The following is a 13,394-nucleotide window of genomic DNA, read 5'->3' as shown; positions in this document are numbered from 1 at the left end:
TTCAGGCCTTCGGGCTGAGGTGTTCAAGGGCGTTAACGGCCAGTTGCGCGAGGTAATGTGCGGTCGGGAAGAGCGCGCGGTCATCGACACGAAATTCCGGATGATGCAGCGCGAACGGGCCGCCTGAGCCAATCATCAGAAATGCGCCGGGCAGTTTTTGCTGATAGAACGCGAAGTCTTCACCAATCGGGCTGGCTTCCACGCGACGGGCTTCAAAGCCCGAACCGGCGGCCTGCGCCAGTGCAAAATCCACCCATTCAGCGGTATTCACCACCGACGGCGGGCCGGGCTGCCAGTCGAGTTCAATTTGCGTATCAAAGGCAGCGGCGATGCCTTTGAGCACCTGACGGAAACGGCGTTCGATAAGTTCGCGGGTGTCCTGATTAAACGAACGCACCGTGCCTTCAAGCCAGGCGGAATCGGGGATCACGTTCCACGTACTGCCGCTGTGCACCTGCGTGACGGACACCACCGCGTTGTGATCTGACGGCACGTTGCGCGCAATCAGCGTCTGCAATGCGCCGATGATTTGCCCGGCAATAATAATCGGGTCGTTGCCTTCATGCGGGCGGGCGGCGTGGCTGCCGGTGCCTGAAATAGTGATGGCAAAACGGTCGACGCCCGCGGTCAGTGCGCCGTCTTTACTGCCGATTACGCCGACCGGCAGCGTCGGGTCGTTGTGAATACCAAAGATGACGGCGGCGTCGTCGAGCGCGCCGGTTTCAATCAGCGCCGGTGCGCCGTGGCCGGTTTCTTCCGCTGCCTGGAATAAAATGCGCACGGTGCCGGAAAGTGTTTCCTCGCGTTCCTTGAGCAAAATCGCCGCGCCGAGCGCCGCCGAGGTGTGGAAATCATGGCCGCAGGCGTGCATGACGCCGGGGTTTTCCGAGGTATATTCCACACCCGATTTTTCTTCTATCGGCAGGGCGTCGATATCGGAACGTAATACCACGAGCTTACCGGCTTTATGGCCGCCAATTTCGGCCACCAGGCCGGTTTTCAGCGGCAGATTCAGAACGCGGATCTGATGACTTTCCAGCACGGCTTTGATGCGCGCCGTGGTCTCGAATTCCTGGTTGGAAAGCTCAGGATGGCGGTGCATGTTATGGCGAAAATCCTGAATGAATTTCGCCAGAGCCTGATGTTCCTGACCGATGTCTGACATGTAAAACTCCTTAAGCAGGCTGACGCGCCAGCCATCCGGCATGGCGTTCTTCGTCGAGGATCTTTTTCAGATACAGCGTGATATGGCCTTTGCCGAGGTCTCTTTCGAAGACCGGCTGAAAGCCCAGTTTGATGTACATTTCGCGCAGCCACGGGTGGCTGGTGGCGGTGCCGAGTGAATACGCCGGGGCTTTGAGTTCGCCGATAAGGATGTGGTCTTCCAGCCACTCCAGCAGCCGTTTGCCGAGATTCTGGCCTTTATATTCCGGGTGCGTTCCGAACCAGCCGATATGCGGCAGGCCCATTGGCCCCGGCAGCGTGCCCCACGGGAAACGCAAAGTGACCGACGCCACCATGCGCTGGCCGTCAAACAGGGCAAATACTGCGTGTTCGTCAAGGTGTTTTGTCACCCGCGCCAGATCGGCGGTGGCGGCGTCAAAGTGAATACCGAGGGCTTTAATCGGGGCATAGGCGGCCAGCATCAGCGACAGATATTCGTGTTTGTCGTCTGAGTTCAGCCGCCGGAAATGTGGGGTCATATCGCAGGTTTCTCCGGGGGTGATAAATGACCGGACTGTTCGGCGAAGCGGATCACGTCATCCACTTTTTGCGGCGCACAGCCGATGTAGTTTGCCGGATCCAGCCAGTGGTCTAAATCTTCTTCTGTAATACTGGCGGCCAGAACCGGGTGCGCTAAGAGCACGGTTTTAAAAGATAGACGGTTCTCGAACGCCTGCATAGCACACTCGTAAACCAGATGATGCGCTGTCTGTTTGCCGAGTTTTTTACCGGCTTCAAACATGACTTTTTCTGACAACAGCAGGCCGTCCTGCATCTGCAAATTCGCCAGCATGCGGGCTTTATTGACCGTCAGGCCGGACAAAATGGCGTGCGCATTTTGCAACTGAGCAGAAAGATAAATCGAGATTTCCGGCAGGGCAATCCACTCCGCGCGCCAGCTCATGGCATCGCGTTCGTGCTCGACGTGCATGGACTGATAAATCAGTGACGCACTGTGTAAAAGCGGAGCGGTCAGGCTGGCTAAGCCTTCAATCGCCGCCGGATTACGTTTATGCGGCATGGTGGTTGAGCCGATTTTCCCGGCGCTGAACGGTTCTTCGACTTCATTAATTTCCGTGCGCATCAGGTTATAAAGTTCGTTGCCGATTTTGCCCAGCGTACCGCTGATGAGCACCGCCGTGCTGGCGTATTCGGAGAAACGGTCGCGCGCCGCCTGCCAGCCGATATTTGGCGTGTTCAGGTTCAGGCGTGCCAGCGTGCGGCGTTCGACTTCCGGCCCTGCTTCGCCGAGCGCGGCATACGTGCTGATCGCGCCGCTGAGATTGCCGGTTAACAGACGCGGTGTAATGGCCTGAAGGCGGTCAAGATGGCGGATAAATTCATCCAGCCAGACGGCGACTTTAAAGCCGAAGGTGGTCGGCAGCGCCTGCATTCCGTGGGTACGGCCTGCCATCAGGGTGTACTGATGCTCGCGTGCCAGATTTCTCAGCACCTCCGCCAGCGCGGTGCTGTCACGCACGATCACTTTCAGGGTTTGGGCGAGTTGCAAAACCGTGGCGGTATCCACGATATCCTGCGTGGTCGCGCCGTAATGAATGTATTCACCGGCTTCGCCGCACTGTTTTTGCAGCGCCGTCAGCACCGGCATCAGCGAATGTTTCATCTGCGCGCCGGACGTGGCGATTTCATCAATATTCAGCAGGCTGGCGTCGGCCAGCTCCGCAATCGAAAGAGCCGCCTGTTGCGGGATCACGCCGAGTTCGCCTTCGGCTAATGCCAGCGCGACCTCAACGTTTATTTGCTGTGTCAGACGGTTTTTCTCTGACCAGATTTCCCGCATTTCTGGTGTGCCAAAATTGTTACCAAGTAATAGAAAATCTATCGGATGTGAGGCCATGAATATTCTCTTCTTATATAAAGGGTTAATTAACATTGTTTTGAAAACAATAATGAAAACAGGTTGCCCGGCGCGGGTGATGGCCCGATGCATCTGTTTTTATTGAGTTAAATTAGCCCCGTCTGGCGCTATCATTTCTTTGATCCAGCACAGGATGCAAGGAGTTTATAGGCTATAGCGAAAATTCATCTATTCTATTGCGAATTAGTGAATAAGGATCCGTAATCAGCGCTTTGTTTATTTTTTCAATTCTCGTACGATGCTTTATATAACGACTTAATATATCCCATATCCAAATTCCTGTTTATTACGGGCAGGCAGTTTATTCAATTACTGACCAGAGAATAGGGCATCATCGTGTTCGCTATAAAATCACCGAAAACCTACCACCATCAGCCGGGGCTGCGTGCCCGTGCCGGCGAACTTCTTGCCGCGCACTCTGCTGAAATCGCGATTATCACCAGCCCGAAAGCGTGGCAGGCGGTGAATCCGCAGCTGGAAAACAGCCTGCGTGAGGCGGGGATCCGCTGGCAGGTGAATTTCCTGACCACAGAATGCACCGATGCCGCGATCGAAACACATCTCAACGCCGTGCGGGCGCAAAACGCCACGCTGGTGCTGGGTATCGGCGGCGGACGCGTGCTGGACTGCGCGAAAGCTATCGCGAATCTGATTGATGACATTGTGCTGGTGACGCTGCCGACGGTGGCCGCGACCTGCGCCGCCTGGTCGCCGGTCAGCATTATTTACAATGCGCAAGGCGGGCACGTCCGCAGCCAGCCGTTGTCGCGCATGCCGCTGATGGTGCTGGTGGACAGCGAAGTCATCGCGCAAAACGACGTTCGTTATCTGAAAGCGGGCATCGTGGATGCGCTGGCGAAATGGTACGAATTCCGGCCGTATAAACAGAAAAGCGACGACAGCCTGGCGCTGAATCTCAAGGTTCAGGCGGCAAAACTGGCGGTGGAAACCTTTGATAAATACGGCGCACAGGCAGTGCTTGATAATGCCCGCCATGAAGTGACTCCGGCGCTGATTAAAGTAATCGACGCCAATATCGCGGCGGCGGGTATGGCCAACAGCATGCGTGATGAAACGCCCGCGCCGGGCGTGGCGCACGCCATTCACAACCGTTTTACCCATCAGCCTGAACTGCACGACTGGCTGCACGGCGAGAAAGTCGGTTTCGGTCTGCTGGTGCAATCGCTGATGGAAAGCGACAACGGCGAACCGGAGCCGGCACTTCTGGCGCTGCTGCGGCAGTACGATGCGCCGCTGGCGCTGCCGGAACTCAACGGCAACCGCGATGAAATCCTTTCATCTATTGCCCGTGAAGTGAAATTCTCCGCCGAAAACGCGGCGCGCCTGCCGTTTTCCATGGCCGCTGAACACATCGAAAAAGCCCTGCGGGCGACAGAAAATCAACATTATTCTTAGGAACATTTCATGACTTCTTCTTCAGAAAACACCAGAAAGCTGCGCCTCGGCCTGTTTGTTCAACCGCTCGGGCATCACGTCAGCGGCTGGCGTTTAACCGAAAAGCTCGGTTCGCCAACGGACGTTGAATGGCTGACGTGGATCGCCAAAAAAGCCGAAGAAGGCAAGTTCGATATGTTCTTCATCGGTGACGCGCTGGCGACCAGCGTTTACCGCCTGCCTTCTACCATGGCGCGCCTCGAGCCGCTGACGTTACTGGCCGCGCTGGCAGTGCAGACCCGTCACATCGGGCTGGCGGCGACCGCATCGACCACATTTACCGATCCGTTTAATCTGGCGCGCAGCTTTTCGTCGCTGGATCACATCAGCCATGGCCGTGCGGCGTGGAACGTGGTGACGTCGTTTTCCACCGACGTGGCGCGCAATTTCAGCCGGGAAGATATGCCGATGCACGCCGAGCGTTACGCCGTGGCGCACGAGTTTCTCGATGTGGCGTTTAAGCTGTGGGAAGGCTGGCAGGAAGGCGCGGTGGCGCCGGACAAAGACAGCGGCCAGTATTTCGTGAATGAAAAAATTCAGCCGATTGATCATCGCGGGAAATATTTCCAGGTGCAGGGGCCGCTGAATATCACCCGTTCACCGCAGGGACGTCCGGTCATTATCGAGGCCGGTTCATCCGCTGACGGCCAGAAGCTGGCGGCCGCCACCGCCGAAGTGGTGTTTACCGCCGCCGCGACGCTGGAAGAAGCGCAGGTGTTTTACCGTTCGCAGAAACAGCAGGTGAAAGACGCGGGGCGTAATCCGGATCACGTGCTGATCCTGCCCGGCGTGATGCCGGTCGTGGGCCGCACGCGGGAAGAAGCGCGTGAAACCTGGCGTGAACTCAATTCGCTGGTGGATATCGATAACGGCATCCGTCAGCTTTCAACCCGCTTTAATATGGATCTCAGCCAGTTCCCGCTCGACGGCCCGGTGCCGGACGTGCCTGCCGGTGAAGGCAATCAGAGCCGCGTGAAACTGCTGACGGATCTGGCATACCGCGAGAATCTGACCCTGCGTGAACTGGCTGCGATTGCTGCCGGTTCACGCGGACACCGCGTTCTGGTGGGGACAGCAGAAGATATCGCCGATGATTTCCAGCTTTGGCTGGAGCAGGGCGGCGCGGACGGTTTCAATATTATGCCTGCCATCATGCCGGAGCAGCTTTCGCTGTTTGTCGAGCTGGTGATCCCGGAATTACGCCGTCGCGGGTTGTTCCGCGAAGAGTATGAATTCAGCACTTTGCGCGAAAACCTGGGTTTGCCCGCGCTCTGATATAAGGATAAAGGTATGACAGTTTCGTTGTCACAGCGCGTGCAGCGCGTTTCGCTTTCCGCCAACGCGGCGGCAAAGCAGCGTACCAATGATCTGAAAAAGGCCGGTGTCGATATTCTGGATCTCACCACCGGCGAGCCGGATTTTGATACGCCGGAGCACGTTAAGCAGGCGGCGTATGAGGCCATCGCGCGCGGTGAAACTAAATACACGCCAACACCCGGGATACGGGCGCTGCGCGAGGCGGTGCAGCGTAAATTGCAGCAGGAAAACCGGCTGGAATTTGGCATCGAAAACCTGATGATTGCCAACGGCGCGAAGCAGGTCATTTTCAACGCGTTTGCGGCGACGTTAAACGACGGCGATGAAGTGATTGTGCCGGTGCCGTACTGGCCGACGTTCCCGGACAGCGTGCGCTTTAACGGCGGCACGCCGGTGTTTGTGGAGTGCCATCTGGAGCAGGGTTATAAGCTTTCTCCACAGCAACTGGCGGCCAGCATTACGCCGCGCACGCGCTGGCTGGTGCTCAACCATCCGGGGAATCCAAGCGGTGCGGTGTATAGCACGCAAGAATTACAGGCGCTGGCCGATGTGTTGCGCCAGCATCCGCAGGTGCTGGTCATGCTCGATGATTTGTATGAGCACATTCTGTTTGATGGCCGCGAACACCGTAATTTGCTGAACGTGGCGGACGATTTTCAGGCGCGAAGTTTACTGGTCGGTGGCGTGTCTAAAACCTATGCCATGACCGGATGGCGCATCGGTTTCGGTGCCGGGCCGAAAGAACTGATCACCGCCATGACCGTGGTGCAGTCACAAATCAGTTCTGGCGCAAGTTCTGTCAGCCAGGCCGCAGCGCTGGCGGCGTACACCGGCGGGCTGGATTTCCTCGCGCCACAGGTGGCGGCCTATCAGCAGCGCCGTGACGCGATCACCGGCATTCTGGCGACTGTTGACGGCCTTGAATTGCGGGTGCCCCAGGGCGGTTTCTTCGTTTTCTGCCGCTGTGCAGGGCTTATCGGGCGCTATCGTCCGGGCGGTGCGAAAATCGAAAATGAAGCCGACGTGATGGACTATCTGTTAGAAAATGGCGTCTCCGGCGTGGGCGGCAGTGCGTACGGCTTGTCGCCTTATTTCCGGTTATCGATTGCCACCGATAACGCCACGGTAGCCGAAGCCGGGCGGCGCATTGCGGCCGCGTGTGGCAGGCTCAGCCCCGCCCGGTAAGCCTCTGTCCCGCTGAGTGCAAAGGCACATGCCTCAGCGGGAAGTGCGTCGTTCATGAACTCCCGATGTAATCATTGAATCTTCTGCGCCAGTGCCCCGGCGAAATATGGTATTTCCGGGAAAACGCGCGGGTGAAAGATTGTTGCGAATCAAAACCATACCGGTAAGAAATATCAACGATAGAATCAGTCTTTTTGATGAGATCGCAGGCAGCACTTTCAAGTTTTTTGTCGCGGATATAATTCGCAATAGTTTGTTCCGTTTTCTCATGAAAAACGCGTTGCAAGTGCCACTTGGAATATCCGGATTTCTCCGCCACATCATTTATTTTAAGCGGTTTATCAATATTGTCGTCAATCCATAACATGATTGATCGAACGATTTCATCGCGTATTATCATCATTATAGCCTCAGAACATTTATCTATTTTCATTCTTATAAAATGAATAACAGAAAACAAAAAAACACTGATTTAACCTAAATTCACAACGCACGTTGTCAGTTAGTCTAATCAATGCGATATCCCGACTGAGGTAATATAAGTTTTTCTTATCTCAAAGTATTTTAAAAGAATGAACAAAAAACCGAATAAATTAATATTCGGTTATATGAAAAGCATATAATTAAAATAATCTAAATCAGGCCAATAAAAAGCCAATAATAATAATGAAGCGACTCAAAGTAACCGATTGCCTGCGAGGTTGGATTATCAAAATGTGCGATTTGAATTTCACCGTGTGATATTTATCAATCTGTGCTGACAAAATAAAACATTTATTTACACCCGCGAATAAAAAATGATAAATCAAATACGCAGTGTTTTCACTGTGATACGAAATAACCAATAAATGGGCCTGGCGTGATAGTTAAGGCTCGAAACTTTATTTTGCCCAAGGCTCAATAAATTAGCAGCGGCGATATATCAATCATTGAGGGTTATGATGAAGCATAAAGCGATCTTTTTAGCCATGTCATCGGTACTGCTGGCAGGCACAGCTCACGCAGCAGAAGTTTACAATAAAGACGGCAGCAAACTGGACATCACCGGTTTGATTTCCGGCGAACACTATTTCTCCCGTGATCCAAGTATGGATGGCGACCAGACGTATGTCCGCCTGGGTTTCCGTGGTGAAACACAAATCAACGACCAGCTGACCGGCTACGGCCAGTGGCAGTCCCAGTTTGATGCCAGCTCTGCTGAAAACGAGGATGCAACACCTAAAACCCGTTACGGATTTGCCGGCCTGAAATTCGGTGATTACGGCTCATTCGACTATGGCCGTAACCGTGGCGTGCTGTACGACTCCCTCGGCTTTACCGATATGCAGCCTGAATTTGATGCCATGACCTACGGTTCTGACCAGTTCATGTTCAGCCGCGCAAACGGTGTCGCCACCTACCGTGAGAGCGGATTCTACGGCCTGATTGATGGTCTGGATATTGCGATTCAGTACCAGGGTAAAAATGACGGCGGCGGTGAGCCGGGTGTTCGTAGCGTATTACGCCAGAATGGCGACGGCTACGGGATGTCTGCCACCTATAATATCGGCGCAGGCGTCAGCGTTGTGGGTGCAATGAGCAGCGCCGACCGTACCATTGAACAAAATAGCCGGACCTCCGGGATTATGGGGAATGGTAAACGCGCAGAAGCGTATTCCGGTGCAATTAAATATGATGCCCACGGTGTTTATTTAGGTGCGATGTATACGCAGTCTTATAATGCTTCCCGCTTCGGGGGCGTTTCAGATGACAGTGCTTACGGTTATGCCAATAAATCCCAAATTATGGAGCTGTATGCCAGCTATCAGTTTGATTTCGGTCTGCAACCGTTCATTTCTTATGATGTGAATAAAGGTAAAGATTTGGGCCGTTCTGCTTCTGGTCGTACTTACGGCGATCAGGATTTAGTTAAATACGTAGACTTCGGTGCGACGTATTATTTCAACAAAAACATTAATATGTTTGTTGATTACATGGTTAACCTGGTGGATGAAAATAGCTTCACCCGCGAAGCCGGGATCAGCACCGATGACGTGACTGCTGTCGGTATTGTTTACCAGTTCTGATTTGTCTGAGAAGTGTATTCAAAGGCGGCTCCGGTCGCCTTTTTTTATGTCTTATCGGAATGTGCTTCCTGAATATTTAAATTCCCTTCTTCCTGTTAAATTTGGCCGATCTTAATAATCCCTGTTTCAACGTTCCCTGATTTAAAACAGACGACATTCTTTCCTGACAGAAATGTCAGGTAAATGTCAGCTTCGCGACGGTCTGAAATGCTAAAATTAGAAAAATGTATGATTACCGCCGTCGGGCGAAAGGGAAGAGTCAATATGCGGCTACTGTTGGTTGAAGATGAAGAAAAAACGTCTTCCTATATTAACCGGGCGCTGAGCGAACTGGGCTTTACCGTGGACGTGGCTGCAGAAGGAATTGAAGGGCTGCACCTTGCCACAGAATATGATTACGACGCCATTATCCTGGATGTCATGCTGCCGGGAATGGACGGTTACAGCGTACTTGAAGGGCTGCGCGCCGTGAAACAGACACCTGTGCTGATGCTTTCCGCGCGTGGCTCGGTGGATGAACGCGTCAAAGGGCTGCGCCGGGGAGCGGATGACTATCTGCCAAAGCCGTTTTCCCTGATTGAGCTGGTCGCGCGTATTCAGGCGCTGCTGCGCCGCCGTCCGAGTGACGGGGCCGATATTACCCAGTTGCAGATTAATGATCTGCACGTCGATTTGCTGTCTCGCCGTGTGACCCGCGCGGGTGAGCGGGTCGAGCTGACGGCAAAAGAGTTTGCCCTGCTGAGCCTGCTGGTGCGCCATCAGGGGGAAATTTTGTCAAAAATGATGATTGCAGAACAGGTCTGGGATATGAACTTTGACAGCGATGCCAATGTGGTGGAGGTGGCAATCAAACGTCTGCGGGCAAAAATTGATCTGCCTTATCCGGTCAAACTTCTGCATACCGTCCGGGGGATGGGCTATGTTCTTGAAACCCGACCTGAACGCCCGGTTAAACCCTGAATGAAAAAGCTTAACTTTACACGCTCGATCTCCGTACGTCTGGCGCTGATGTTTACCCTGGCAGCGGTGCTGATTGTCTCGGCCTATGCCCTGTTTCTGCGCACTTCGCTGCATGAATCGCTGAAAAAGCAAATGCACAATGAACTCCAGTTCCGGACTTCATTAATGGAGCCGTGGATCCTGGCCCGCACGACGGTGCAGGACTGGCAGCCGCTGCCTGCAAAATTTGCCGATCTGTCGGACACCGAAGGCCGGAGGGTGCAGTACTGGATCCTCAGTGACGATCCGCGTTTTCAGGTGGGTGGCGCTCCGCCGCCGGGCGTCGACTGGGACGTACTGAGTGATGGCTATAATAAAGTGCCCGGCGCGCATAAAGGGGCATGTTCACTGTATTTGCTGATCACAAAGATTCCTGCGCGGGGTGAACGCCCGGCGTTGCGCTATGTGGTGGCTATCGATTCCACACCTTATATCGGCACGTTGAATGAATTTACCCGTACGCTGATTATTATCTCGGTTATCGGGCTGATTCTGGTCGGGCTGCTGGGCTTTGCCATTACCCGTATCGGGATGCGGCCGGTCAGACAACTGAGCCGTCAGGCGCAAACTCTGGCACCCGGAAATCACGGCCAGCGGCTGGACACCGCACTGTTGCCCGACGAACTCCAGCAGCTTGCCCGTTCTTTCAACGGCGTGCTGGAACGTCAGGAAATTGCCTGGCGACAACTGGAAAGTTTCAATGCCGATGTGGCGCACGAGCTTCGCACGCCGCTGACCAATCTCATCGGCCAGACTCAGCTGGGATTATCGCGTGAGCGGGAAATCAGTGAGCTGGAAGACCTGCTGGAATCCAATCTTGAAGAGCTGGCACGCATGACATCCATTGTTAACGATATGCTTTTTCTCTCGCATGCACAGGCCGGGGAGCACGCCACGCAGCTGACGGACGTTTCGCTGCGGGAGGAAACGCTTAAAACAGCGGAATACGTGGAGCCGTCATTTGCCGAAAAATCACTGAATATTGCGGTAGAAGGGGATGTCACCGTGCGTATTGACCGGCGTCTGTTTCACCGTTCACTGGCCAATTTGCTGGAAAACAGCGCCCGCCACGCGGATCGACATTCCTGTGTTACCGTCTCACTGACGCAGAATGACGGGATGGCGGTCATTGCCGTGGGCAACGCCGGTGAGCCGATACACGAGCAGCATCTGTCACGTCTGTTTGAACGATTCTACCGGGCAGATTCGTCGCGCACGCGCAGTGACACTCACCACGGGCTGGGGCTTTCTATCGTACGGGCAGTGGCGTTAATGCACCACGGTGATGTGTTTGCCAGCAGTCGTGGCGGTATCAATACTTTCGGCTTTACGCTGGCTATGCGGCAGGAAACGCCGCCGGAAGTATCAGGCGAAGTGGCTCCCGCGCCCCTGATGACCGGGGCGAAACCTGAAATACATCATGTCTGAATCCTGCAACCAAAAAGCCGGTCTGATGGCACTGAAAAATCTGTCCCCGGGCGGGGACAGACGCGTGATGTTGCTGAGTGGCTGACGCCGTCAGGCCAGTTTAAACAGAGAAACGACCTGCTGAAGTTCCTGCGCCTGCTCGTTGAGTGACGACGTTGCCGCCGCACCTTGCTCAACCAGCGCGGCGTTCTGCTGGGTCACCTGATCCATTTGCGTGACAGCAATATTGACCTGATGAATGCCTTTGCTCTGCTCATTGGAAGCGTCAGAGATTTCAGAGATAAGATCCGAGACATTGGCGATAGATTTCATCATGGCATGCATCGATTCACCGACCTGCGTCACCATATTGCTGCCGGTGGCGATCCGTTCCGTTGACAGGGTGATCATAGCTTTGATTTCTTTCGCCGCGCTGGCGCTGCTTTTCGCCAGCTGGCCGACTTCAGCCGCCACGACGGCAAAGCCACGCCCTTGCTCGCCCGCGCGGGCGGCTTCTACCGCAGCATTGAGCGCAAGAATATTGGTCTGAAAGGCAATGCTCTCGATGGTGGAAATAATGTCACCCATTTTACCCACCTGATCATTAATCCCCTGCATGGTGGAGACGGTGCCATCGACCGTCTGGGTGGTTTTTTGCGACAGAGCCCGCGTATCCGCCGCCAGATCGCGTGCCTGCCTGGCGTTATCAGCATTGAGTTTCACTGTTGACGTGAGCTGTTCCATGCTGGCTGCGGTTTCCTGTAAAGAAGAAGCCTGCTCTTCGGTACGGCGGGAAAGGTCATCGTTACCTTGTGAGATTTCCTGCGACGCCAGTTGCATCTGATCGGCACCGCGCCGGACATCGCCAACGATTTCGGCCAGGCGCTGCTGCATTTTCCCCATCATTGCCAGCAGGCTGGCGCTGTCGCCGGAACGCAGGCTGATGTCCGTATTTAAATTGCCGTCGGCGATTTGTTCGATGATCTGCCGGGCATACAAAGGATCACCGCCCAGGCTGCGCTGGGTGGTGCGCATGGTGAGCAACATCACGGCGGAAACCGCAAGGCCAACCAGTAAAATCATCAGGAAATATTGGATCAGGCTTTTATAGAAAACGTTCTGCACATCGTTGAGAAAGACGCCGGAGCAGATATACCAGTCCCATGCCGGGTATTTGCCGACGTAACTGACTTTGTCCGCCGTTTTGCCGGTATCCGGCAGGTTACTGACGTAATTCACAAAGCCGCCACCCGCCTCACCGGTTTTGAGAAACGCCTGATAATAGAGCAGCCCGTTCGGATCGGTGCGATCCCTCACACTCTGATTTTCCAGCTTTTGCAGTGACTGATTACCGATCGTCAGTAAGGTCAGATTGCTGTCAAAAACAAACATGTAGCCGTCTTTGCCGTACTTCATCGATTTCAGTTTCGCCAGCGCCTGCTTTTGCGCTTCGGCCTGCGGCATCACGCCCTGACTCGCTTGCGCGGCATAGTCCGCAACGATGGCCTGCGCAGCCTGCACCATATTGCGGACGCCGTCTTCCCTTTCTTTGAGCATCACATTGCGGCCTTCAAAGGCCGACCACGTTCCCAGCACCAGCAAACCCACTAGTGCCATGGCTAATGCAATGCGTAATCTACCCATAAATCCTATGTTTCTCATGCCAACCCCTTAAATCCATTCACTTAGTAGTGACTTTACTAACGGCCAGCGGGCGATAAACATTGATGCGCGAAATGCATCAAAATGTTTCATTATCAGCTGTTTAGTGGATTATCAGTTAGTTAGCTAATTAAAACGGGGGGAATTAAATGTGACTGCGTCAGGGAAGGGGAACAAATGAGCATTTCGCACCATGGTGT

General features: G+C 54.2%; 11 protein-coding genes. 6 read left to right on the top strand and 5 right to left on the bottom strand.

The features are described from left to right. Nucleotide 1 precedes the first annotated feature (1 nt). The 3 genes from CWS43_RS08860 to purB are packed head-to-tail and all read right to left on the bottom strand — an operon-like array spanning nt 2 to nt 3,082. The gene (locus tag CWS43_RS08860) at nt 2-1,165 is read right to left on the bottom strand and encodes an amidohydrolase (protein ID WP_101076964.1); all 1,164 of its coding nucleotides are present in this window, start codon (nt 1,163-1,165) and stop codon (nt 2-4) included. A 10-nt stretch (nt 1,166-1,175) separates the two neighbouring features. Beyond that, nucleotides 1,176-1,703 carry a GNAT family N-acetyltransferase gene (locus CWS43_RS08855; RefSeq protein ID WP_101076579.1) on the bottom strand — a complete coding sequence of 176 codons (528 nt, stop codon included), beginning with the start codon at nt 1,701-1,703 and terminating at the stop codon, nt 1,176-1,178. Next, entirely contained in the window at nt 1,700-3,082 is a 1,383-nt protein-coding gene (purB, locus tag CWS43_RS08850; RefSeq protein ID WP_101076578.1) for an adenylosuccinate lyase, read from the bottom strand. The genes CWS43_RS08855 and purB overlap by 4 nt, the downstream gene beginning before the upstream one ends. A gap of 357 nt (nt 3,083-3,439) precedes the next feature. Between purB and CWS43_RS08845 the strand changes: the two genes are divergently transcribed. The 3 genes from CWS43_RS08845 to CWS43_RS08835 are packed head-to-tail and all read left to right on the top strand — an operon-like array spanning nt 3,440 to nt 7,060. Then, on the top strand, nt 3,440-4,519 hold the full coding sequence (locus CWS43_RS08845) for an iron-containing alcohol dehydrogenase family protein (RefSeq protein ID WP_101076577.1): 1,080 nt from the start codon (nt 3,440-3,442) through the stop codon (nt 4,517-4,519). 9 nt (nt 4,520-4,528) lie between these two features. Next, nucleotides 4,529-5,833 (top strand): LLM class flavin-dependent oxidoreductase, encoded by a 1,305-nt coding sequence (locus tag CWS43_RS08840; protein ID WP_101076576.1) that lies wholly within the window; start codon nt 4,529-4,531, stop codon nt 5,831-5,833. A gap of 15 nt (nt 5,834-5,848) precedes the next feature. Beyond that, nucleotides 5,849-7,060, top strand: a complete 1,212-nt coding sequence (locus CWS43_RS08835; protein ID WP_101076575.1) for an aminotransferase class I/II-fold pyridoxal phosphate-dependent enzyme — start codon at nt 5,849-5,851, stop codon at nt 7,058-7,060. Between the two features lie 52 nt (nt 7,061-7,112). On the opposite strand, the gene CWS43_RS08830 is transcribed toward CWS43_RS08835, so the two are convergent. Next, nucleotides 7,113-7,460: a helix-turn-helix domain-containing protein gene (locus tag CWS43_RS08830; protein WP_101076574.1), complete on the bottom strand. Its 348-nt coding sequence runs from the start codon at nt 7,458-7,460 to the stop codon at nt 7,113-7,115. A gap of 541 nt (nt 7,461-8,001) precedes the next feature. On the opposite strand from CWS43_RS08830, the gene ompC reads away from it, so the two are divergent. The 3 genes from ompC to CWS43_RS08810 all read left to right on the top strand — a co-directional run bounded on the left by ompC (nt 8,002) and on the right by CWS43_RS08810 (nt 11,553). Next, on the top strand, nt 8,002-9,126 hold the full coding sequence (ompC, locus tag CWS43_RS08820; RefSeq protein ID WP_101076572.1) for a porin OmpC: 1,125 nt from the start codon (nt 8,002-8,004) through the stop codon (nt 9,124-9,126). A gap of 264 nt (nt 9,127-9,390) precedes the next feature. Then, nucleotides 9,391-10,086, top strand: coding sequence for a heavy metal response regulator transcription factor (locus CWS43_RS08815; RefSeq protein WP_101076571.1), 696 nt, complete (start codon nt 9,391-9,393; stop codon nt 10,084-10,086). Continuing rightward, a complete protein-coding gene (locus tag CWS43_RS08810; RefSeq protein WP_101076570.1) occupies nt 10,087-11,553 on the top strand; it encodes a heavy metal sensor histidine kinase in 1,467 nt (488 codons plus the stop codon). A 90-nt stretch (nt 11,554-11,643) separates the two neighbouring features. Here the strand turns inward: CWS43_RS08810 and CWS43_RS08805 are convergent, their stop codons facing one another. Continuing rightward, a complete protein-coding gene (locus CWS43_RS08805; protein WP_101076569.1) occupies nt 11,644-13,194 on the bottom strand; it encodes a methyl-accepting chemotaxis protein in 1,551 nt (516 codons plus the stop codon). Nucleotides 13,195-13,394 lie beyond the last annotated feature (200 nt).

The organism is Rahnella sp. AA (assembly GCF_002834385.1).
In the GTDB taxonomy this organism is placed as follows: Bacteria; Pseudomonadota; Gammaproteobacteria; order Enterobacterales; family Enterobacteriaceae; genus Rahnella.
The sequence above is the reverse complement of the archived record's forward strand: the minus strand, read 5'-3'. Positions and strand labels throughout refer to the sequence as shown.